This window comes from Myxosarcina sp. GI1(2024) (genome assembly GCF_053543375.1).
On the sequence record NZ_JBKGTY010000007.1, the window covers coordinates 52910 to 75738 of the forward strand.

The 22829-nt window shown below is 42.7% G+C and carries 18 protein-coding genes and 3 pseudogenes; 13 read left to right on the forward strand and 8 right to left on the reverse strand.

Annotated elements, in window-relative coordinates; genetic code table 11:
* Positions 1 to 8 precede the first annotated feature (8 nt).
* From ACLFKQ_RS21835 to ACLFKQ_RS21845, 3 genes are all read left to right on the forward strand, one after another.
* Positions 9 to 1292, forward strand: coding sequence for a phospholipase D-like domain-containing protein (locus ACLFKQ_RS21835; RefSeq protein WP_449001840.1), 1284 nt, complete (start codon positions 9 to 11; stop codon positions 1290 to 1292).
* A 100-nt stretch (positions 1293 to 1392) separates the two neighbouring features.
* Positions 1393 to 3288: a GTPase gene (locus tag ACLFKQ_RS21840; RefSeq protein WP_449001841.1), complete on the forward strand. Its 1896-nt coding sequence runs from the start codon at positions 1393 to 1395 to the stop codon at positions 3286 to 3288.
* Between the two features lie 141 nt (positions 3289 to 3429).
* On the forward strand, positions 3430 to 3699 hold the full coding sequence (locus tag ACLFKQ_RS21845; RefSeq protein ID WP_449001842.1) for a metal ABC transporter permease: 270 nt from the start codon (positions 3430 to 3432) through the stop codon (positions 3697 to 3699).
* 77 nt (positions 3700 to 3776) lie between these two features.
* Here ACLFKQ_RS21845 and ACLFKQ_RS21850 read toward each other — a convergent pair whose 3' ends face one another.
* A complete protein-coding gene (locus ACLFKQ_RS21850; RefSeq protein WP_449001843.1) occupies positions 3777 to 4367 on the reverse strand; it encodes a GNAT family N-acetyltransferase in 591 nt (196 codons plus the stop codon).
* 285 nt (positions 4368 to 4652) lie between these two features.
* Positions 4653 to 5363: an IS6 family transposase gene (locus tag ACLFKQ_RS21855; protein WP_448997902.1), complete on the reverse strand. Its 711-nt coding sequence runs from the start codon at positions 5361 to 5363 to the stop codon at positions 4653 to 4655.
* Positions 5364 to 5658: 295 nt separating this feature from the next.
* Between ACLFKQ_RS21855 and ACLFKQ_RS21860 the strand changes: the two are divergent.
* The 3 genes and pseudogenes from ACLFKQ_RS21860 to ACLFKQ_RS21870 all read left to right on the forward strand — a co-directional run bounded on the left by ACLFKQ_RS21860 (position 5659) and on the right by ACLFKQ_RS21870 (position 9089).
* A pseudogene (locus ACLFKQ_RS21860) lies at positions 5659 to 6421 on the forward strand (glucose 1-dehydrogenase).
* A 306-nt stretch (positions 6422 to 6727) separates the two neighbouring features.
* On the forward strand, positions 6728 to 7861 hold the full coding sequence (locus ACLFKQ_RS21865) for an NAD(P)-dependent alcohol dehydrogenase (RefSeq protein WP_449001844.1): 1134 nt from the start codon (positions 6728 to 6730) through the stop codon (positions 7859 to 7861).
* A 283-nt stretch (positions 7862 to 8144) separates the two neighbouring features.
* On the forward strand, positions 8145 to 9089 hold the full coding sequence (locus tag ACLFKQ_RS21870; RefSeq protein WP_449001845.1) for an AraC family transcriptional regulator N-terminal domain-containing protein: 945 nt from the start codon (positions 8145 to 8147) through the stop codon (positions 9087 to 9089).
* 259 nt (positions 9090 to 9348) lie between these two features.
* Here ACLFKQ_RS21870 and ACLFKQ_RS21875 read toward each other — a convergent pair whose 3' ends face one another.
* Together ACLFKQ_RS21875 and ftsH are read right to left on the reverse strand one after the other, a co-directional pair.
* Positions 9349 to 10020 (reverse strand): DUF1614 domain-containing protein, encoded by a 672-nt coding sequence (locus ACLFKQ_RS21875; protein ID WP_449001846.1) that lies wholly within the window; start codon positions 10018 to 10020, stop codon positions 9349 to 9351.
* A 14-nt stretch (positions 10021 to 10034) separates the two neighbouring features.
* The gene (gene ftsH, locus ACLFKQ_RS21880) at positions 10035 to 11975 is read right to left on the reverse strand and encodes an ATP-dependent zinc metalloprotease FtsH (RefSeq protein WP_449002019.1); all 1941 of its coding nucleotides are present in this window, start codon (positions 11973 to 11975) and stop codon (positions 10035 to 10037) included.
* 522 nt (positions 11976 to 12497) lie between these two features.
* Between ftsH and ACLFKQ_RS21885 the strand changes: the two genes are divergently transcribed.
* The 5 genes from ACLFKQ_RS21885 (at position 12498) to ACLFKQ_RS21905 (ending at position 16799) form a co-directional block, all read left to right on the forward strand.
* Positions 12498 to 13823, forward strand: coding sequence for an ISNCY family transposase (locus ACLFKQ_RS21885; protein ID WP_448998174.1), 1326 nt, complete (start codon positions 12498 to 12500; stop codon positions 13821 to 13823).
* 550 nt (positions 13824 to 14373) lie between these two features.
* Entirely contained in the window at positions 14374 to 14499 is a 126-nt protein-coding gene (locus ACLFKQ_RS21890; protein ID WP_449001847.1) for a hypothetical protein, read from the forward strand.
* 36 nt (positions 14500 to 14535) lie between these two features.
* Positions 14536 to 15201, forward strand: a complete 666-nt coding sequence (locus ACLFKQ_RS21895; protein WP_449001848.1) for a PRC-barrel domain-containing protein — start codon at positions 14536 to 14538, stop codon at positions 15199 to 15201.
* A gap of 63 nt (positions 15202 to 15264) precedes the next feature.
* Positions 15265 to 15489, forward strand: a complete 225-nt coding sequence (locus ACLFKQ_RS21900) for a DUF4327 family protein (protein ID WP_449001849.1) — start codon at positions 15265 to 15267, stop codon at positions 15487 to 15489.
* Between the two features lie 239 nt (positions 15490 to 15728).
* Positions 15729 to 16799, forward strand: a complete 1071-nt coding sequence (locus tag ACLFKQ_RS21905; protein WP_449001850.1) for a hypothetical protein — start codon at positions 15729 to 15731, stop codon at positions 16797 to 16799.
* Between the two features lie 247 nt (positions 16800 to 17046).
* On the opposite strand, the gene ACLFKQ_RS21910 is transcribed toward ACLFKQ_RS21905, so the two are convergent.
* Complete coding sequence (locus tag ACLFKQ_RS21910) at positions 17047 to 18258, reverse strand: IS256 family transposase (protein ID WP_448998010.1); 1212 nt, start codon at positions 18256 to 18258, stop codon at positions 17047 to 17049.
* Positions 18259 to 18386: 128 nt separating this feature from the next.
* Positions 18387 to 18734 (reverse strand): annotated as a pseudogene (locus ACLFKQ_RS21915) (IS6 family transposase); the annotation flags it as partial.
* Between the two features lie 53 nt (positions 18735 to 18787).
* On the opposite strand from ACLFKQ_RS21915, the gene ACLFKQ_RS21920 reads away from it, so the two are divergent.
* Complete coding sequence (locus tag ACLFKQ_RS21920) at positions 18788 to 19213, forward strand: DDE-type integrase/transposase/recombinase (protein ID WP_449001851.1); 426 nt, start codon at positions 18788 to 18790, stop codon at positions 19211 to 19213.
* Between the two features lie 71 nt (positions 19214 to 19284).
* On the opposite strand, the gene ACLFKQ_RS21925 is transcribed toward ACLFKQ_RS21920, so the two are convergent.
* Both ACLFKQ_RS21925 and ACLFKQ_RS21930 read right to left on the reverse strand, forming a co-directional pair.
* The gene (locus ACLFKQ_RS21925) at positions 19285 to 20232 is read right to left on the reverse strand and encodes a lysylphosphatidylglycerol synthase domain-containing protein (RefSeq protein ID WP_449002020.1); all 948 of its coding nucleotides are present in this window, start codon (positions 20230 to 20232) and stop codon (positions 19285 to 19287) included.
* A 36-nt stretch (positions 20233 to 20268) separates the two neighbouring features.
* Positions 20269 to 21918, reverse strand: a pseudogene (locus ACLFKQ_RS21930) (phosphatidylglycerol lysyltransferase domain-containing protein); the annotation flags it as partial.
* A gap of 196 nt (positions 21919 to 22114) precedes the next feature.
* Between ACLFKQ_RS21930 and ACLFKQ_RS21935 the strand changes: the two are divergent.
* On the forward strand, positions 22115 to 22825 hold the full coding sequence (locus ACLFKQ_RS21935; protein ID WP_448997902.1) for an IS6 family transposase: 711 nt from the start codon (positions 22115 to 22117) through the stop codon (positions 22823 to 22825).
* Positions 22826 to 22829 lie beyond the last annotated feature (4 nt).

Sequence of the window (22829 nt, forward strand, 5' to 3'; positions counted from 1 at the left end):
TTACTTAGATGGGCGATCTCTTATTGTGGCTAGCTATCGGTGTTGGTTCGATTGTATTATTAATTTTATATACTCTCTACGTCAGAGGATTCTTTCAAACCAGAACTAACTATCGACTCGACAATTTACCATCACCTAGCGATCGCGACTTCGGGTTGACTATTGGTAGTCTATCCGATTCTTTTGTGGAGCGCGGAACGATAACGGGATTTTGGATAGGTGCAGATGAAATTAATCGAGTTCGTTTAGAAGGGATTTACGCCGCCAAAGAGACGATTGATTTTGAAACCTACACCATGACACCCGGCAGACGCGCTGATGATTTTGCCGAGGCATTGATAGCTAAGGCACAAAGAGGTATTAAAGTTAGGGTGTTAGCCGATAACTTTGGTGCCAGAGCGATTCCTACCAAATATTGGCGCAATTTACAACGAGAAGGTATTGAAGTTCGCATATTCAATCCTTTTTCCTGGCGCGCTCCCTTTTATTATTTTCAGCGCAATCATCGCAAGCTTTTGCTCATCGATCGCCGAGTTGCTTTCGTTGGTGGTGCGGGAGTATCTGACGACTGGGATGGCTTACCAGAAATCGGAGACACTACCCCTTGGCTAGACTATGAAGTAAAAATTGAAGGTAACGTTATTTCCAGGTTGCTCGGCATTTTTTGGCAACACTGGCTCGATGCCGGTGCCACAATAGATTTAATTCAAAGAACTATTGCGAGCGAGGATTCCCAGGCTCCTACCATCTTAGTTTCTACAGGGGAAGATCCCAGTTTTAGAGACGCTTCGATTCGCGCTCTCTATCAATCTTCGATCCAGTCGGCAACAGAAAGAATTTGGATTGCCAGTCCCTATTTTTTACCCAACCCCAATACTAGAAAAATTTTAGTTGCCGCCAAAGAGAAAGGTATAGACGTGCGAATCTTGACCATGGGCTATAAGAGCGATAAGCGGTTTATCTACTATACCTCTCAGGAATTATATAAAACGATGCTCCAAGGTGGAATTAAAATTCACCAATATCAGCCGAGTATGATGCACGCTAAAATTTTATTGATCGATCGCCATTGGGTAAGTATTGGCAGTGCTAATTTCGATGCTCGTAGCTTTTTTCAAAATGACGAGATGAATATTACTACTGCCCAACCAGAGTTATTAACCTGGGTCGAAAATTTATTTACAGAAGCGTTTGCTAAGAGTCGGCTGATTTTATTAAAAGATTGGCAACGCCGTAGTTTTAAAGCTAGAGCCATTGGTAATTTTTGGCGATTATTTTATTGGGAACTTTAATTACACTAATTTAGCAACGCCGCAAATGTATCAGTCTAAGTTGGATTAGAGCTGAAACGCTAAACTTGGATTGAGGGTTTAATTTGAAAGGGATAGAGCAATGATACGCCTCAAGCCTTGGCAGCTAGTTATCTTGGCTTTACCGATCGCCACGATTGTCGTCTTTTTGTTAATCGCCGCAGGTTGGCAAATTCATCGCTGGGGAATTAATTGGATTTGGGCGGTGGTGATTGTTATCTTTGCCGCTTGGCGTTGGCTGTTGGCGAAATGGACTAAACCGCCGCTCGCCGAACTGGAAACCATCATCGAAGCAGCGGACAAGCAATTAACATTTCCCAAAGATAGTTCGGGCTCGGATGTCGCTAACCAAGTTCGTGCTGCTTTGCAAGAAGTGTTGGCAGCCGCTCGAGACGATCCTCCGATCTGGGAAGACTGGCAGACATTTTGGCAGAGATGTCAAGATTTAGTCATTAAGGTAGCTCATGCTTATCATCCCGAAGTCAAGCGTCCCCTATTAAATATTTATATTCCTCAAGCATATGGGCTGATTCGGGGTACGGTAGACGATACCGATCGCCTGATGCAAAAATTGACTCCAGTTTTAGAGCGGGTTTCCATCGGGCAAGCCTATGAAGCTTATGAAGTGTACCGCAAGCTAGAACCTTCAGCACGTAAATTAGGTCGAGTTTTTAATTGGTCGCAGTGGCTGTTAAATCCCGCCGCCGCGATCGCCAAACGAGCTAGCAAATATTCTAATACTCAAGCAAATCAGCAATTAATCGCTAACTTAGGACAATTAATTAGAGAAACCGCCTTAAAAAATCTCTGTCATCAGGCGATCGCGCTTTACGGCAAGGAAACGATCGCCCTGCCTGAAGTTGCTTCTAGCCCCACTTTACCCCAAGCTCAAACTCAAACTCTCCAAGAAATTATCGAAACAGCCGAACCCGTAGCAGAAGTCGAGCAAAAGCCGGTAAAGATTCTTTTAGTAGGACGCACGGGAGCGGGAAAAAGCAGCGTTATCAATACTTTGTTTCGAGCAGAAAAAGCAGAAGTAGATGTGTTACCTAGTACCGATCGCCTGCAAAATTATCATTGGCAGAGTCAAACTGGAGAAACTCTCAACTTGTGGGATACTCCCGGTTACGAACAGGTAAACCGTCCAGAATTAAAACAAGAGGTTCTAGAATATGCCGCTACCGCTGACTTGTTATTACTAGTTACTCCCGCTCTCGATCCCGCTCTGCAAATGGATGTAGATTTTATCGCAGAGCTAAAAGCAGAAATAGCCGATTTACCAGCGATCGCCATCGTTACTCAAGTAGATCGCCTGCGTCCGATACGTGAGTGGAATCCCCCTTACAACTGGCAAGAAGGCACTTTACCCAAGGAAAAATCGATTCGTGAAGCCACCCAATATCGCGCCGAGTTACTGGGAGATCTCTGTAATCCCATTTTACCGCTGGTTACTGAAGATAAAAGTAACGATCGCGCCTCTTGGGGCAGAGAAACACTCTCGACGGCGATCTTAAATGCTATCGATCCTGCCAAACAGCTAAGAATGGCACGCTTCTTGCGCGATCGCGAAACTCGGAGTAAGGAGGCAGCAAAAATAATTAACCGCTACACTCGTCAAATGTCTACTACTCAGGGTTTGACTGCCTTACTCAAAAGTCCCGTACTGCAATTTATCTCTACGATGACAACGGGAAATCCGACTTTAGCCTATGCTCTATCCGAACAAATTCCCATAGAACAATTACCAGTAGTTATCGGTAAATTACAGATGGCATACGAGTTATTTAGTTTATTAAGCGACCAACCCAATCTTCGCAATTTCGATCTCTTATCTTTATGGACTTTGCTATTAGAAAACGAAGCAACTCCAGATCGCAATGCTTGGGCATTCGGTCATGCTTTAGTAGAATATTGGACTAAAAATTTAAATGTAGACCAGCTTTGGAAACGATATCAGTATTATTTAGAAGAGAAGTAGCCGTACAAATTTGTAAAATATCCTTATGGCTATGCTACCTTAAGTAAGATAAGGAGTATGAAATAAAAATTACTCATGGCAAAAATATCTATTAGACTTGTTGCATAAATATTATTAACCTTGATTTAGTAAGGGAAAAAGGTGAAAGCGATTGTCTTGAATGTCAAGTTTAATTTGTCTTATGGTGCGATCGCCAATCTCTACGTCAAATACATGAAGAAAACGATCTTGCTAGCTATTGGTCTGTGCATGGTTTTTACTACCGTAGGTTTAGCACTTTCTTATCTCCTCAATTTTACTTCTGGAGCGACGATCGTGCTTTGTGCTGCCGTTACTTATCTTGTCAGTCTAGGTATTAACGCTTGGCGACAATCCCGTCAGAAGGGCGATCGCACTTTTGAAGAAGCTTAGACGACGTTATTGATTTTAGTAATGCGATCGCCTGTTACTAATTAAATCCTCAAAGCGATCGCTTTCTTTTCTAAACCTTAAACCGCATCACGCCACATCCCAGTCAGAGCAAGTTGAGAATCGGTTGGAATCGAGAATATTTGTTGGAAACCTTGTCGCTGGTAAAATGAAATATTACGCAAGGTAGAGGAGACAAGATAACAACCTACCTGCTGTTTGTCAGCATAGTTCAAAACTGGAGATAGCAAATCTTTGCCAATACCTTTTCCCCGTGCTTCAGGAACAAGTGCTATCCACATAACCTCGCAATGAATTTGTTTTGGCTCAAACTTCGCAGCCTGGCTTCCAATTTGCTCAAATCGCTCTGAAGCTTCCAATCCGCCGAAAGTTGTGATGATTTCAGCAAGTTCTGCCAAAACTTCGTCAAAGCAATCGTCAAATAATCGAATATCGCTGGGATACCAGGCGATCGCACCTGCTTCATTGGGCGCAATCAGAACTTCACCACGCCGAACGGTATCTGCCAGAAAGACCTGAAAAAATGCTGTTAAAGCATCCAGTCTATTCACTCTCTCTAAAAAAATGAATGACAACATGGGATCGTCAAAAAATCCACGAGCCAGAATCTTTGCTGCCAATGAAATTTTAGCTTGAGAAACTTTTAGCATTTAGTATCTTTCCAATTCTTAATATCTAAAGGTCGATCTCTTGTCGTTACAATGACAGAATAAACAGTCACTCGATCTATAGCTATTTCAGTCCTGCTGAACTATCAAAATCCTGCTACGAGTTTTTTCAAAAGATCGAACACATATGGCAAATTCCACACCAAAACCATCGCTTATCATTTCCAGTCAAGATAAGGGATGGAGATCGATTATTGTTGAAGAGTTTCAGCGGTTCTGTTGCAAAAAATCCGAACAGAGAGAATATACCTGTGATTAACTAATTTTTTAGACAGCGATCCCAAACAGAGAATAGACAAAATTTCTTTGTCCCAAGATGTCACCTTTAGCGATATTTTTTATTTGCCCTTTGCGAATCACATTCATGATTTCATACCCTTTTAATGTCCGCCATGCTGAGTGGAAATGTTGAAAGTATAATTTATACTTAGCCTGCTTTTTCGGAAATCTATGGTCTTGCTCGATGATATTATTAAGATATTTGTTCTGTCTCAATTCACACTCACTAGAGATAATTTCTTCCGTTTGAAGTTCTTCAACTGCTGCGGGATAAGCAGGATTTTGGTCTACGTTAATAACTCTTGGCTGCTTATTATGTCTCGATTTCAGGGCTTTCTTCAAGAATCTTTTAGCAGCTTGTTTATCTCTCCTGGCACTAAACATAAACTCTATGGTAATACCATTGCTGTCAACTGCTCTATATAGATATTTCCATTTTCCTTTGACCTTGAGATAAGTTTGATCTACTCGCCAAGAGTCATTAGTTGAGATGAGATGCTTTCTGGCTCTTCTTTCTATTTGTGGTGCATAAATCATCACCCATCGGTAAATCGTGGTGTGGTCTACAGATAGTCCTCGCTCTTGCATGATTTCTGCTAAATCACGATAACTCAAACCATAGCGGAGATACCACCTCACACAAAGTAAAATTATTTCTCCTTGAAAATGTTTCCACTTAAATGGTTGCTTTGAGTTCATCTGGTCTAGTAGTTATTTACGTTTGTTAAATACTACAAGTTTGTCTTAAGTTTTTGCAACAGTACCGCGATGACCAGTATCCCAACTGACCAACGGTCACGCAAGCCCCGTCGTGTCTTGGCGAGCATTCCCTTGCGCCTTAGGTCGGCGCGGGGTCTCGCCGCTTTTACGGCGGGGAACGTGACCCCATATCCAAAATTTTGAGAGTCGAGATACACGTTCTTAGCTTCACTACCCAACAATAAATTGTGGACTCGATAAAGACTTCCTTAATAAGCAACGCAAGGAGTAAAAAATGACAACGAACGATAATGGATACGCAGGAAAGGTTGCGTTTGTGACTGGAGCAGCGAACGGCATCGGTCGAGCTACGGCACTGGCGTTTGCCCGCAAGGGTGCTAATGTCGTGATCGCTGATGTTTCGGAACAGGGCAATCAGAAAACGGCGCGCGCGATCGAAGATCTTGGCGGTCGTGTACTCGCTGTCAAGCGCGATGTGACAAAAACAGAAGACGTGACGATAGCTTTAGACAAAACTATCGAAACTTTCGGGCGGTTGGACTTTGCCTTTAACAATGCTGGTGTGGAGCAGAAGAAAGCACCAATAGCGGAAATTTAAGAGGAAGAATGGGATCGGATCGTAGATACCGACCTGCGCGGCGTTTTTCTGTGCATGAAGCACGAAATCCCACTACTACTCAAACAAGGAGGTGGTGCGATCGTCAACACCTCATCGGGTGCTGGGGTCATAGGCATCAAGAGCGGAGCTGCATACACCGCTGCCAAACACGGTGTAATCGGGCTGACCAAGGCAGCAGCTCTCGACTATGCTTCACAGAACATTCGTATTAACGCTGTTGCCCCTGGTTACATTGACACACCGATGATGGATCGCTTTACTGGCGGTACTGCTGAAGGACGAGAACAAGTAATCTCTCAAGCCAATTGGCAGGGTGGGACAGCCCGAAGAAATCGCTAATGCGGTCGTCTGGCTGTGTTCTGATGCGTCCTCCTTCGTCGTCGGAGCCCTGGTGGTCGATGGGGGTCAAACGGTGTAATAATGCTGGTCGATAAATAAATGTTGCTTTGACAGAAGCGATCGCTCCTGGAACATTTTGAACTTTATAAGTAGGTAAATTATCCACAATAACAACTGCTCCAGCCCTAACCAGAGAAACTATAATTTCTTTAGCAAACCACATAACAAAAATCTCTCTTTGTTCCACCATCAAGGTAGTTATACTAAATCCGATTACATAACGGCGATCGATCTGATTGCGGATGGAGGCTATATGGCTGGATAAATCAACGTAGTTTTTAGATATCAATTACAATTTTTGAACAAAAAAAGGAGAAAAGTAATAATGAAAGTGTACGGATATGGAACACAATCAAAGGATCGAGACTTAGAACCTGTCGTTTTTGAACGCAAAGAACCGCGCGCGGGCGAGGTTGCGTTTAAAGTCACCTATTGTGGCGTGTGCCATTCGGATCTACACCAGATACGCAATGATTGGCAGAATACGAGATACCCGTGCGTGCCAGGTCATGAAGTCGTGGGTGAAATAACCGAAGTAGGTCAAGGCGTTACCAAATTCCAAAAAGGCGATATTATTGGTGTAGGCTGTATGGTCAATAGCTGCCTCGAATGCGAGAAATGTGAAAAAGGGGTCGAGAATTATTGCCAAGGTCCAGTCGGTTTTACCGCAACATATAATGGACCTGTCAAAGGGGGAGATACAAATACATATGGCGGCTACAGCACCCATCTAGTTGTGCGAGAAGAATTCGGTCTGACAGTGCCAGAAGGATACAACCCTAAATATGTCGGTCCTGTCATGTGTGCGGGGATTACCGTTTACTCACCGATGAAACATTGGGACTTAAAAGCAGGACAAACTCTAGGCGTTGCTGGTATCGGTGGCTTGGGTCATATGGCTATCAAGCTTGGCAAGGCTCTCGGTGCTGAAGTTGTCGCTTTCACACGCAATGAAGACAAGAAAGACGAAATTCTTGAAATGGGTGCCGACAGGGTCGTAATTTCAACCAATGACGATGAGATGAATGAGGCAGCAGAAAGTCTTGACCTCTTAATCAATACAATTCCAGTTCCGCACGATATCAACCCCTATGTCAGCCTGATGAAAACCGATTCCACAATCGTGGTTGTCGGGAATATGGTGAATTTCGAGAATATTATCCCAGGACCGATGGTTTTCAATCGCATCGGCATTTCTGGTTCTCTCATAGGAGGAGTTAAGGAAACCCAGGAAGTGCTGGAGCTGTGCGCCAAGCACGATATTGCGCCATCCATAAAAACGATCGCAATTCAGGACATCAACGATATCATGAAAGTTCTGGAGAAGGGTAATGACGGTGAGTTTCGCCATGTGATCGATATGCAATCACTTCACGATGCAGTAGAAAAAATGAAAGATGAGGTCAAACAGTTGGAGCGACCTGACCGTGGTGAGGTTGTTAATCGCAAAGCCGTATAAATACGGTCTTAATTGGGAGGGAGATTAGCGACAGCTTGTGGAGCTTTTGGAATTATATCAATACCCCCTATGACCTTACAGTAAAAGGGGATGTGAAGTACCGCTTCATTATCGATCTGGTCACACTAGCAGCTTCATCAGGCAAACAAACTTTAAAAACATCATATTGTGGCGTTAGCGATCGCGGATGCGGAAAATGATACCGTTGTAAACTGGATGGAGAAAGTGAGCGACAAGGAATATTATTCAGGGAATTAATAGCGTAGCGAATAAGGTAATCATAATGCCCCAAGTCAATCAGAGCTTTACATCTTTTTCTATTGCTGGTGACGACGATTATGCTCCAGATCGGGAGGACTTGTTTAAGTTTGCAGGGCTTTTAGAAAAATACGCACCCCATGACGATCGATTCGATTTAAACGAAGAGGGACTGCACATTTTTAGAGCTTCCAAGATAGCAGATGAGGAAACGTACCTCATGTCTCAACCAGGTATTTGTATTATTGCCCAGGGCGCAAAATCAGTATCTTTGGCAAATAATCATTTTGAGTATGATGACTCAAACCTGGTTGTATATGCGGCTGAAATTCCTATCAACGTAAAGATAGTAAGAGGCAGCAGAGAAGAGCCTTATCTTTGTCTTGTTGTTCCCATCGACCCACATAAATTGACCGACCTAATTCTGAAAGTATTCCCCAATGGTGTCCCAAAAACAGCAGATACACGAGCTATATACGTTGGCAAGAGCAATCCTAAAATCGTTAGATCGGGTATTCGATTAATGGAGCTTATTGCCGAGGGCAAAGATGCCGATCTGCTTGTACCGTTAGTAATTGACGAAATTCTGATTCGCTTATTACGTAGTCCAGCAGGAGCTTCAATTGCTCAGATTGGTATAACCGACTCCAATACCCAAAAAGTAGCGAAGGCTATTTCTTGGCTCAAGAACAACTATAACCAGCCTGTAAAAATGGAAACACTCGCTAAAATCGCTGGTATGAGCCTATCTCCTTTTCACATCTATTTTAAGAAACTAACCTTAATGACCCCGCTTCAATTTCAGAAAACATTACGACTGGAGGAGGCACGCAACCTCATGATGTCCAAGATGATGGACGTAACGAATGCCAGTTTAGAGGTTGGGTATTCGAGTGTTTCACAGTTCAGTCGCGAATATACTCGTCACTTCGGCAGATCTCCAGCAAAGGACATTGCAATACTGCGGTGATAGCGTCTGCGACAGGTAAAACAATCCTTAGAGCTGTCATTCGTGCCTAACCGAGCAATCCTGGATTAAATCCTTGATGCTACTCGGCTTCTTCTGCTTGCTGCTGCTCCTTTTAGGCGACTCATCATCTGGCTTACCATCGCTACTATATTTGCATTTGTAAATCATCGAGAAGTTGAGTTAAATAATTCTAATTATTACGAAAGAGCGTTGTTTCTTGTCCGTTTGCTGTCGCAACGCCTAATAAAGCCGATTGCCATCAACTCAAAAGCAGGGAAAATAAACCACACAGGGCAATGCCATCGAATACTCCCGCACCGCCGATGCTAAGAACTCCTGAAGTCATTTTTTCGATTTGGGTTAAATGTAGTAAGTCTGCACCAATCAAAGTGCCTAACACTCCGCTAGCAAAAGCAACGGGAGGTACTAGAGTTCCTTTAGTCAGTAAAACCGCACACAAAACTGCTGTCAGAGGAGAAATCAACGGATTCATTTGAATGCCAATACCTGGAACTATTTGTGCGGAATGATAACTAACTAAGGTAACAATTGCCGTACAAACAATAATTGCCAAGACATTCGATCTGCCGAACTGATATAAAGCCAGTAATACGGGAATTAAGCCCCCACCCACATTTAGGGCAACAATGGTATATTGACGAACTTGTTGAAAAGGTAGACCCCAAAATCTTTCTAACCAAAAATAGTGTAAATCTAAAGGAACTTGCACCTGCGACTCAACCCGATAAAGAGGAATATTAATCGTACTGCCAATAATAATCGAGAGAAATAAAAATAAAGCAAGACCACGAGAAAAACCTAGTTTGGCTGCTGCTACCTGTACCACATCGATCGCCAGGAAAAACCAGATAAAAGGTAACAGTAACAGTAAAATCAAAAATAAAATTAAGGTAACTGGTAGATAAATCATAGTGGTAATTGGAGTTAAATAGTTAATTTGTCCTGGTTTCCCCTACTCAACCAATCATTTAGTTCATCTGGTGCTTGTGCTTTTTGCAGGTATTGCTTGAGGGTTTGTCCTTCTAAAACTTCATGCTGTAGGAGATATTGCGCCATTTCTTCGAGTAAAGAGCTATTTACTTCCAAAATGTGTCGAGCTATTTGGTGAGCCTCATCGACAATTTGTTTGACTTGGCGATCGATTAAGTCTGCTATCTGTGGGCTAGTGGGGCGACGGGAAGAAGCATAGCCATCGATAAATTGCTGCTGTGTTTTTTCAAATACCACTAAGCCTAACTGTTCGTCCATGCCGTATAGAGTTACCATGCGCTCTGCTAAATCTGTTACCTTTTGCAGGTCGTCACTGGCACCAGTCGATACTTTATCAAACACTACCTCTTCTGCGGTACGCCCACCTAAAAGAGTAGCAATGCGACCTCGAATTTCATCTTCCATCATCAAAAAGCGGTCTTCTTCAGGTAGTTGCAGAGTATAACCCAAAGCTCCCACGCCTCTAGGAATAATCGATATCTTCTCTACTCGACTCGCACCAGGCATTAGCGAGCCGACGATCGCATGACCGACTTCGTGATATGCCACCGTAGTTTTTTCTATCTGGTTGAGAACGCGAGATTTACGCTCTAATCCCGCAATAACTCGTTCGATCGCTTCGTTAAAGTCTGCCGTGGTTACTTTCGGACTGTTACGACGGGCAGCTAGTAATGCTGCCTCGTTAACCAAGTTTGCTAAGTCTGCACCTGCAAACCCAGGAGTTCGGATAGCGATCGCTCCAAAATCTACGTCATGGTCTAACTGAACTTTTTGAGCATGAACTTTTAAAATCGCTTCTCTTCCCTGTCTGTCGGGACGATCTACTAATACCTGACGGTCGAATCTCCCCGGACGGCGTAAAGCGGGGTCTAGAACTTCAGGACGATTGGTTGCGGCAATGATAATCACTCCCGTATTGGCTTCAAAACCATCCATCTCGGTAAGTAGTTGGTTGAGGGTTTGTTCTTGTTCGTCATTGCCACCAAAACTAATATTACTACGTCGAGCCTTACCCAAGGCATCCAATTCGTCGATAAAAACAATACAGGGTGCTTGCTGCTTTGCCTGCTGAAATAGATCTCTTACCCGTGCCGCACCCACACCTACAAACAGTTCGATAAACTCCGAGCCAGAAATACTAAAAAAAGGTACGCTCGCCTCTCCAGCAATGGCTCTAGCCAATAGAGTTTTACCCGTACCAGGCGGACCTACAAGTAAAACCCCTTTAGGAATTACCGCACCAATGTTACTGTATTTTTCTGAGTGTTTGAGAAATTCAACTATCTCCGCTAGTTCGACTTTAGCCTCATCAACTCCAGCCACATCTTGAAAAGTAACCCCCGTTTTTCCTTCTGCATAGATGCGAGCTTTACTCTTACCTACCGTGAGGGCAGAGGGAGCATTTCCCGCCGCTTTTTTGAGAAACCAAGCCCAAATAGCCACGAAAATTAGGGGAGGAGCTACCCAACCCAGAATAGTTGTCAGCCATCCCAAACGGTCTGGTGGCGGTGCGCCAAATTCAACTTGGTTCTTTTCCAGTAATTGAACTACATCGACCCGATCGCTGGCAATGGGTGTGGTAACGTAAACGGGCTGGTTATCTCTAGAAGTAGAGGCAGTTTGGTTATTGCTGCTCTTTGCATCGGTACTTTTGAGTGTATAACGAATTTCGTTTGGTTCGACTAGAGCCCGAGCTACCTTACCGTCTTGTAACTGCTGTAAAAATTGACTGTAGAGTACTTCTTTGGGACTAGAACGAATAAAAGGCAAAATAAAAAGATTGAAGAATAGCAGAAACAGCAGCAGCGAAAGCAGACTACTGCCGACTTGTCGTGATGGTGGAGTGGGGCGATCGCGATCCATTTCTACGGGCATATCATTACAATTTCGCTTTAACTCTAAGTTTTTACCAACGGTCAGAGCAGCGACGGAAGCACTTCGGAGGTTTCCTCCGATACGGGAACGTCCGTCAAGACAGGCTCCGTCAAACGCGCTCTGCGTTTCACCGTTCGTGACAGCGAACGTCGGCGGAGTTATCTCTGACTGACAAAATACCAAATAAATTATTGAGACAAACTACTGTAGAAATGAAAAGTAACAAGAACTAACTATAATTTTCTGTCATTAATAATGCAGTTTCGCAACTATGCGATCGCTCTCCGCAACAGGGCTTACAAGAACAGTCACGTAAATTCTGAGGGCGTAAATGTGAGGTTTCCTCGCGGACTGGAGTCCGCCAGCAATTCTCATTTTAAGATTTCATGACATTGAAACCCAGTCCAGAATCGTTACAAGCAGAAGAATTGGGAATTAGTTCTCTATTCAACATAGAGAACTAAAACAAGAAGGGGCAATTAGCTTAAAGTAAAAGGCATTAACCTTCGCTGGAGTGGCAACATGGGTTTAGCAATAGGGATGCCTGAATTATTATCGATGCTAACCGACGAGTTAGATGAGCTGCCCGATGAAAGAAAACAGGGCAATAACACCAAATATAGGGTTGAAGAAGCGATAAAAAGTGCTTTTTCGGTCTTTTTCATGCAATCGAGGTCATTTTTAGACCATCAACGCTTGATGAAAACCCAGAAAGGGAGAGATAATGCGGCTAGTCTGTTTGGGATCGAGCGCATCCCCTGTGATAATCAGATTCGTACCCTGCTCGACCCGGTGCCAGCTTCAACGGTGTTTGGGGTCTTTCGCTCCGTCTATGACGGTTTGTCAAAAACGGGAAATCTCAAGCCCTATCAGTGCTTTGGTGGAGAATTTTTACTGACTCTCGATGGCACTGAATATTTCTCGTCCAAGAAGATTCACTGCTGTCACTGTTGCCATCAGACACATAAAAACGGCAGCACCACCTATTTTCACGCTGCTGTAACACCAGTATTAGTGGCTCCAGGACGACCACAGGTCATCAGTTTAGAACCTGAATTCATCACTCCCCAAGATGGTCACGACAAACAAGATTGTGAAAACGCTGCTGCCAAGCGTTGGATTGCTGCCCATGCCTGTGAGCCACAAGACCCGCCTGTAACTTTACTTGGGGATGACCTCTACTGTAACCAACCCATCTGTGAAAAGGCTTTGAACCATGGCTATCATTTTATCTTCGTCTGTAAGCGAAGCTCCCATCCAGAAGTTTATGACTGGGTGGATTACCTCGAACGAGTCGGTGAAGTGCAAACTCTGACCGAGATTGAGTTCCATGGACGAAAGCGTTTGTCTGATCACTATCGTTTTGTGAATAAAATTCCCCTCAGAGCCACCCAACCAGCCCTGGACGTAAACTGGTGTGAGGTGACGGTAACAGATACCAGCAACCAGAAAACTCTATACTACAATGCCTTTGCTACTTGCCATGAAATTCATGCCCAGAATGTGTCCGAGATTGTCACTGCTGCTCGTGCACGCTGGAAGGTAGAAAATGAAGGGAATAATATTCTCAAAACTAAGGTTTATCATCTCGAACATAATTTTGGTCACGGTCAAAACCACCAGGCAGAACTTCTATTTTGCCTTAATTTATTAGCCTATCTCTTCCACACCACTCTGGATTTAATCCACATCACTTATCGTGCCGTTCGCTCCATGTTGGTTACTCGCCAAACCTTCTTCAACGAGCTTCGGGCACTGACCAGATATTTATGGTTTGAGAGTTGGCAGACTTTGTTCGAGTTTATGCTGAGGGAGGGAAAAGCACCTGACGGGGTTAACTCTAGCTAAATTTCGCGACTGTTGAACCTGAACCAATTCGCGCCCCTTATAGCTCTACAAAGTAATAGCTGGTTGTTCCAAGTATTACTTGGCTTTTTCATGGCTCAAAACGAACTTGCTCAGGGATGATAGCTGCTCCGGAGCTTACTTTGACTCACAATCAATTAACTCTTCGACTTTGTTCGCGAAAAAGTTTCGCGAACAAGTTCCCAATTTTTATCTTTTACCCTCTATTTTCTTCCGTTCAGGTTTCAAAATGAGAATTGCTGGGAGTCCGCCGCCAACGCGGAGCGTTGTCGAAGCTCTCCAGAGCTTGTTGACCGCCCGAATCAGTCGACAGCACCTCCACTGGCGAAGCCGATCTCCTACTGCCAAGATTTGCCAATCAAAAATCTCCACCAACCTGACACCGATGCGTCATAGACCTGTCATCTGGGATGTGTATCTTATAACTATCCAATTGAGATGAACGCAGAAATGACAACTAATACTTTAAAATGACTGGTGGCAGCAATATCGCGAAGTTATTCGCTCTAACAAATTACATCAAGAACTATTAATGCTGCTTCACAGTCAGTCCGACATAGCCAACAGACTAATCGACCTAGAAAAAATCAAACATCCAGGTCAGTCTGAAAGTTGGTATCTAGACAAAGTTATCTATAACCTCAGACGGGCAGCCTAGATTGATTTTATAGCTAATAACAGGAAGTTTAAACTGATGAAAGATATTCCTTTAAATGTAAAAGTAACCTGTATCGATGGTAACTGTGGTAAATCCAGTCACGTTATCATCAATCCCTTGAATCAAAGCATTACTCATCTTGTCGTACACAATGAAGACTTTTCTGATTCCAGTAAGCGTTTGGTAACTTTAGATAAAATTGTTGCCACTACCCATGAATCGATTCAGTTAAACTGCACCAAAGAAGAACTGGCAGCAATGGAGAAATTTACTGAAACTCACTATATCAATAGCGATTCGGCAGAATACAGGTCTTTTTATCATCCTGACGAACATATATATGATGACCTCGATCTCTATTCAGTATGGCCCTATGTCTATGCCGAAAGCAGTTTAGATTCAATTCCTGTAGAAGAAGAGCGTATTCCTCCAGGAGAAATGGCTGTACGTCGGGGAGCAGATGTTGAGGCAACCGATGGTCATGTAGGAAGAGTCGATGAGTTCGTCATCGACCCAACTGACGGTCATATTACTCATTTAGTGGTACGAGAAGGACATTTGTGGAACCAACAAGAGCTAACTCTACCACTATCTACTATCGATCGCATGGATGAAGATGAGGTTTACTTGAATTTAGACAAAAAAACCGTTAAGTCTCTACCTGCTATTTCAGTCAGACGCTTTTATCGCTCCACAGCTTAATCTCTGCCAAATTAGCAACTCTACTAATTTTACTCAATTAGCAATGACTGGTTTTAAAAAATTATGGTTCGATCTATTTGTTTATTTTCTTTGGAAAGACTTCGGGAAGAGGCAACGGCATTGATTCAAAAAGGCCGTATTAATTCTGGGCAACCAATTTACACTTTGTCTCAATATTTAACTACTAGAGAATGGCTTTACGCTGAACAAGAATTAGAAGAACACGGCTTTTTACTTCGCGAGCGCATTGGTGAACTGGTAGGACAGCAAAAATGTGAAGAAGATTGAGCCTCATCATTCCCTTACTCAATTGAATAATTAAGATTTGCGGTCGCGCCATACTGACAAATAATCGATCTAGATTGGACACACCTCTGTCATAGCATCCATCTAATCTAGACAGTAGATAGAGTACATCGATTTCCACTTCTCAACGAACAGATATCTCCGCAAAGTGCCAAGTCTGTTAGTTAAGTTTTTTTCCACAAAATTATCAACTCTAATTATTAATCTAAGGAGCGATTATTATGCGTTCTACTACTAAAAGATTAACTACCAAAGGTCTATTAGCAACCTTAATTATTGCCAGCACTCTCACTTTGGGAGCTTGCCAAGGACAGAAACAAACTCAAGCCGAAGCCGAACAGCCAAAAGTTTCCCAAACTACTCAAAACCAAGCCACTCCAGTTAAAGCAACTAGTCAAGCAGAAGTTGCTCCCGATGGTTGGGTAGTAGTCGATAATAAAACTTTTATCCCCGTAGTTGACCAATTAGGCGAACACCTTTATCAAGCCCGTCAAGCTTATCTCAAAGGGGACAACATGGCTGCTGCGGTAGCTATGCGCGAAGGTTCGGCATTTTTAAAACGGGAATTGCCCCAAGCCAATAAACAAGGTCAAGCTGCTTTAAATCGAGCCAGCGAAGACTTGACAAACAATGCTGCGCTAGTAGAAAGTGGCAAAATTGATTCTGTAAAAGACCTAGACAAAGTATTTGCCACAGCCTATCAAGCCGATACCGAACATTTATGGATCGTAGCTGACGAGCAAGACTGGATTCCGATTGTTGAGATGTCACAGCAACACTGGCAAACAGCCAAACAAGAATTTCTCAACCAAAACAATCGAGCAGCAGCCATAGAGATTCGCAAAGGTGTAGCTTTCCTCAATCTAGAAGCCAATCGCACTAACGATCGAGGCATCAAAACTAATATCTCAAACTCAGCGCAAAATTTAGAGCAGCTAGCCAAAGATATTCAAAATGGTAAGGTTAGTAATGTCAAAGTGATAGACCGAGCTTTTGCCCAAGGACAGCTAGCAATGGGTCAATTCTATCAAAGCCAAGCTAAAGCTTCAGAGTCTCAAGGAGAATTAGCTATAGCAGGTAACGAAGTAATCGCTGCATTCCACCATCTTCAAGCAGCCAACACCTGGTTGGGTAAAGACAATGCCGATCTCAAACAGGCTCAAGCAGAAGTTGAAGCAGTCAGAGATAATTTGGGTTCGCCCAACGAAGCTCTGTCGAGAAATCTAAGTCCAGCAATTGCCACTGTAGGTGAGCAAATTACTAACTTAAACCAAAATATTGCTCAGTCTTAATTACCGCTACTGTTGTCTAACTCCGATTTAATTAATAGTTTTATTCTCACACACTTAAAATGTCTTCATTGTATACATGGGGCATTTTTTCTTGTATTTAATTAATACATTTGTTTTTTTATTTGACAATTTAATCGGTTCTGTTGCAAAAAATCCGAACAGAGAGAATATACCTGTGATTAACTAATTTTTTAGACAGCGATCCCAAACAGAGAAGGATCTGTCAATAAGTTTGTGTCAAAGAAAGTTAAAGTGGAAGCCGTCCTTCAAACTCGATGGCAAATCGATTTAAAGCAGCTTTCCAATCCCGTAAAGGTCTAGTCCATCTCTGAGATAAGTTATTAATCGCAAGATAAATAACTTTGAGCGCAGCTTCATCTGTTGGAAAAATCCGATGATTCTTCAACACTTTTCTAAGAGTCATATTCATCGACTCGATCGCATTAGTGGTGTAAATAATGCGACGGATTTCTGGAGGAAACTGGAAAAACGGAATCACGTGCTGCCAGTGAGCCAGCCAAGACCTACTAATTGGGGCATAAGTGGAGTCCCACTTGTCAGCAAAAGTTATTAGTGCCTGTTCGGCTTCAGCTTCAGTAGCGGCAGTGTACACTCGTTTGAGGTCAGCGGCAACAGCTTTACGGTGTTTGTAGGAGACATAGCGTAGGGAGTTCCTGACCATGTGTACCATACATAACTGTACGCGGGTTTGCGTAAATACCGTTTCAATCGCTTCGGCGAAGCCCGTCAGACCATCGATACAAGCAATAAAGATATCCTTGACTCCACGATTCTTTAACTCAGTTAACACCGACAGCCAGAATTTTGCCGTTTCTGTCTGGGTCATCCACAGCCCCAATAACTCCTTATCGCCTTCGATGTTGATTCCCAGAGCTAGATGGACGGCTTTGTTGATGACTCTTCCCTCCTGTCTGACTTTGACGACCAAAGCATCAAAAAAGATAATTGGATACACTGCCTCTAGGCTGCGATTTTGCCACTGGAGTCGCTCTTCATGAACCGCATTGGTTACTTGAGATACCAGGGCTGGCGATACTTCTACTCCATAAAGGTCTTGTAGTTGGGCTTGGATATCACGAGTGGTCATTCCTCTCGCATACAGGGCGAGAATCTTGTCATCGAAGCCTGTAAAACGAGTTTGTCCTTTTTTGACCATCTGAGGCTCGAATTGGCGATCGCGATCGCGAGGCACGGCAAGTTCCGCTTCGCCAAACTCCCCCTTAATGGTTTTACGGCTGTGTCCGTTGCGTCGATTTTGTCGCTCTTTTTTGCCCCGCTCTGCCTTCTGAGTCTCTAGATGTACGTCTATTTCAGCTTCTAAACAACGCTCTACGAGTTTTTTGGTCAGTTGTTTGAGGATTCCTCCTTCTCCAATAAGGTCTTCTGGTTTTTCATAGTCTTTGAGCAGTTCATCAATTAACTCTGGTCGAAAGGTCATAGTCTCATTCCTCACATTAATTCTATTTATTAGAGTGTGTTTTGACCTTTGACACAATTTATTTTACATACCCGCTTATAAAGCTAGTTTGGGCTTTGTTTGGGCTTGATTTTTGTTTAAGTACCGTTAGCAGCTTGTTTATCTCTCCTGGCACTAAACATAAACTCTATGGTAATACCATTGCTGTCAACTGCTCTATATAGATATTTCCATTTTCCTTTGACCTTGAGATAAGTTTGATCTACTCGCCAAGAGTCATTAGTTGAGATGAGATGCTTTCTGGCTCTTCTTTCTATTTGTGGTGCATAAATCATCACCCATCGGTAAATCGTGGTGTGGTCTACAGATAGTCCTCGCTCTTGCATGATTTCTGCTAAATCACGATAACTCAAACCATAGCGGAGATACCACCTCACACAAAGTAAAATTATTTCTCCTTGAAAATGTTTCCACTTAAATGGTTGCTTTGAGTTCATCTGGTCTAGTAGTTATTTACGTTTGTTAAATACTACAAGTTTGTCTTAAGTTTTTGCAACAGTACCGTATTACCATAGAGTTTATGTTTAGTGCCAGGAGAGATAAACAAGCTGCTAAAAGATTCTTGAAGAAAGCCCTGAAATCGAGACATAATAAGCAGCCAAGAGTTATTAACGTAGACCAAAATCCTGCTTATCCCGCAGCAGTTGAAGAACTTCAAACGGAAGAAATTATCTCTAGTGAGTGTGAATTGAGACAGAACAAATATCTTAATAATATCATCGAGCAAGACCATAGATTTCCGAAAAAGCAGGCTAAGTATAAATTATACTTTCAACATTTCCACTCAGCATGGCGGACATTAAAAGGGTATGAAATCATGAATGTGATTCGCAAAGGGCAAATAAAAAATATCGCTAAAGGTGACATCTTGGGACAAAGAAATTTTGTCTATTCTCTGTTTGGGATCGCTGTCTAAAAAATTAGTTAATCACAGGTATATTCTCTCTGTTCGGATTTTTTGCAACAGAACCGTCGAGCGAGCTAAGTTTAGGCTGTAGTTTTGCTACGAGTCTTTCTCTGTCTTAATTCATACCAGCCCAGCATTAATACCGAACTACCTAGAGGCAGAAAATAGTAAATACCTCGATAAGCTAACAGCGAACCGAGTAGCTGACTAGAAGAAATTGGCGGAGAGAGCAACAAAATCAACACGGTTTCAAATACTCCCAGTCCTCCAGGAACGTTACTAATAATTCCTGCAATTTGAGCTAATAAATAAATGCCAAAAAAACTGAAGAAAGAAAAATGATTGGGAGTCGACAACAAAACATATAGCACCGCCGAAGCTAGTATCCAATCAGCCGAAGTAAGAGCAATTTGAGCCAAAGAAAACTTTAAGGAAAGGTGAGTAAACACCCAGTTTCTAATTTTTAGCGGTTTCTGACTCAATCCACTCCACAGCAGGTAAGCAATAATAATTATTAAAAAAATAAATCCTAAAGGACGCACCGATAAAAACGGTAGATTAAGCTGTTGGGGTATTGCCAGAGGAGTAAAGGCAAAAACCGTACCGCCAACGGCAAGTAACCCCAGCCAAAAACTGAGATTACAAAAGGTAATGATTTGAGCAATTTTAGCAGCAGAAAACCCCCACGCCGAGTAAAATTTGTAGCGGATCGCACTGCCACTAAGTAAAGCGAAACCAACGCTATTGCTGATAGCATAACTGACGATTGCTACTAAGGCAGTTTTGCGGTAAGACAGAGTTTGACGCAGATGGCGCACTGCTAGGGTATCGTATCCCGTCAGTAAAAGATAATTGAGTAGGGTAAAAGCGATCGCCAGTAAAATATATTGGTTTGGGATAGCAGTCAAACTATTAATTACATCCTGCCAACTATACTTACGTAATTCAGAAGCGATCGCCCAAATCGAAAGACCAAACAGTAAAACGCTAAAGAATATAGGTGCGATGCGACTCAACCTGTGAGAGATAGAAGTCACGGCGGTACTTAAAAACTGAGTTCCCAAATAATCCTGCAAGCGATCGCCAGAATCGGCTCTGACTAATCCTATGACCACATCGGGCAGTGCTGCTAACTGGGGATATACTAAATAGCGCGATTCCCAATGGGGATGAAATTTATCTTTGTACGCCCGCAATCCCTGAAAGTTATAAAATCGATTGAGATGTTCGTAGAGATAGTGCATTCCCCGTTCCATACGGGAAGATTCAACAGTCTCTCCCACCCCCGACAGAGCAGCCAAACCCAAATTAAAACCCTCATAACCCTGTTGTTTAAAGCGTTCAAACATCGAGATAAACAAAAAGTCCATCGTTCCCCGTTCTACCTCAGCCAAGTGACGCATTAGGTCGATGGTGATTTCGTTGCGTTGATATTCGGGAATAATATTGGCAAAAGCAATGGGATTTTCCCGCTCGTTACAAACCACAGCAATTTCGCAGTCTCGCAGGTAATCATCATCAAACCAGCCGAGAGAAAACTTTTTCTCCGAACCTGCCATGTGTTCCAACCATTCATTACTAATTGCTCTCATTTCCTGTAGCAACTCATCGGCAATAGGTGGAGGATAAAACCGCACCGAATAACCTAATTTGTTAAATTTATTTACCGCAGTGCGTAAATTTTTTCCCGCCTTACCCTGGAGGGTAAAAGCACGAAGATTAACTGTTGCTTCTTCGCCAATTTTAATCATTTTAAAATTAAGCGACTGGTATAGTTCCAAATCGTTGGGCAAAGTTTGATAAAAAGCAGGTATCCAGTCATTAAGGGCGCAAAATTGCTTAAATCCTGCAACTGCTTCGCTGCGGTCTGCTTTTGCACCTATAGGATCTCCAAGGGCGATCGCTCCCCTTCCTTTCGGTACGTATGCCACCACGCTTTGACCCGAAGGACTAAAATAGTAAGATTTGTCATCTAGCAAAGCAAACCGCGCTAATGACGAGCAGCCATAGCGTTCGACGATTTCTTTAGCTTTCCTTCTCTCATCAGCAGTTGCCTCATCATGGACTATGACGGGACGTAGCAACATCCAGGGCGCATAGAGTAACGTTACCTCACCAATGATATAAATTGAATCGATAAAAAAATGTCCGAAGCGAGAGGTAGATTGTAATCCCAGATTATCGGCAGTAAAAAAGATTGCTAGAGTTTGTCTTAATGCTTCTCCCAGACTAAAAGTAGTTGAGTAATGACGATCTAACCAAAAGAAACCCAGAGTACCGTAAGCAAGAGTAAACAACAGGGCGAAAATCAATACGCGAATACCTTGAATCACGGAAGGACGATCCGAACGGGCAGTAAACACCCCTCGCATCAACAAAAGCTGCCCCAATAAAAATGCTGACAGCAAGCTTTCTTCGTAATCCCAACCTTTGAGCAAGTTACTGACGATCGATACCGCCAGTAAAGCGATCGCTAGCATCCAAGCCAGGCGTTTGCGACGCAGTAAATTATTAGCTAGTACCAAGAGAAAAAAACCGCTAAGAACGGCAAATAGATGCGCTCCAGTTCTAACTTCAAAGGGAAAAAGCTGCTCTAGCCAGTCTACTCGTTCGGGTAGACTGGGAGTAACAGCAGAAAGTAAGTTAGCTACACCTACAGCCCCTGTGAATAAGGCTGCTGTCCACAGTCCGATTCTGGTTCTTTGTCTCAGCATTATCTCAATACAACTCTCTAATTGCTTAGACTACAATCTATTGCAGCTTTTGCCAAAACCTATTCTTGCAAACTTCTTGACATTACTCGTTCAAAATTGAATTGAGTTTAACTTGCTAGGATTGAAAAAAGGTACTGTTGCAAAAACTTAAGACAAACTTGTAGTATTTAACAAACGTAAATAACTACTAGACCAGATGAACTCAAAGCAACCATTTAAGTGGAAACATTTTCAAGGAGAAATAATTTTACTTTGTGTGAGGTGGTATCTCCGCTATGGTTTGAGTTATCGTGATTTAGCAGAAATCATGCAAGAGCGAGGACTATCTGTAGACCACACCACGATTTACCGATGGGTGATGATTTATGCACCACAAATAGAAAGAAGAGCCAGAAAGCATCTCATCTCAACTAATGACTCTTGGCGAGTAGATCAAACTTATCTCAAGGTCAAAGGAAAATGGAAATATCTATATAGAGCAGTTGACAGCAATGGTATTACCATAGAGTTTATGTTTAGTGCCAGGAGAGATAAACAAGCTGCTAAAAGATTCTTGAAGAAAGCCCTGAAATCGAGACATAATAAGCAGCCAAGAGTTATTAACGTAGACCAAAATCCTGCTTATCCCGCAGCAGTTGAAGAACTTCAAACGGAAGAAATTATCTCTAGTGAGTGTGAATTGAGACAGAACAAATATCTTAATAATATCATCGAGCAAGACCATAGATTTCCGAAAAAGCAGGCTAAGTATAAATTATACTTTCAACATTTCCACTCAGCATGGCGGACATTAAAAGGGTATGAAATCATGAATGTGATTCGCAAAGGGCAAATAAAAAATATCGCTAAAGGTGACATCTTGGGACAAAGAAATTTTGTCTATTCTCTGTTTGGGATCGCTGTCTAAAAAA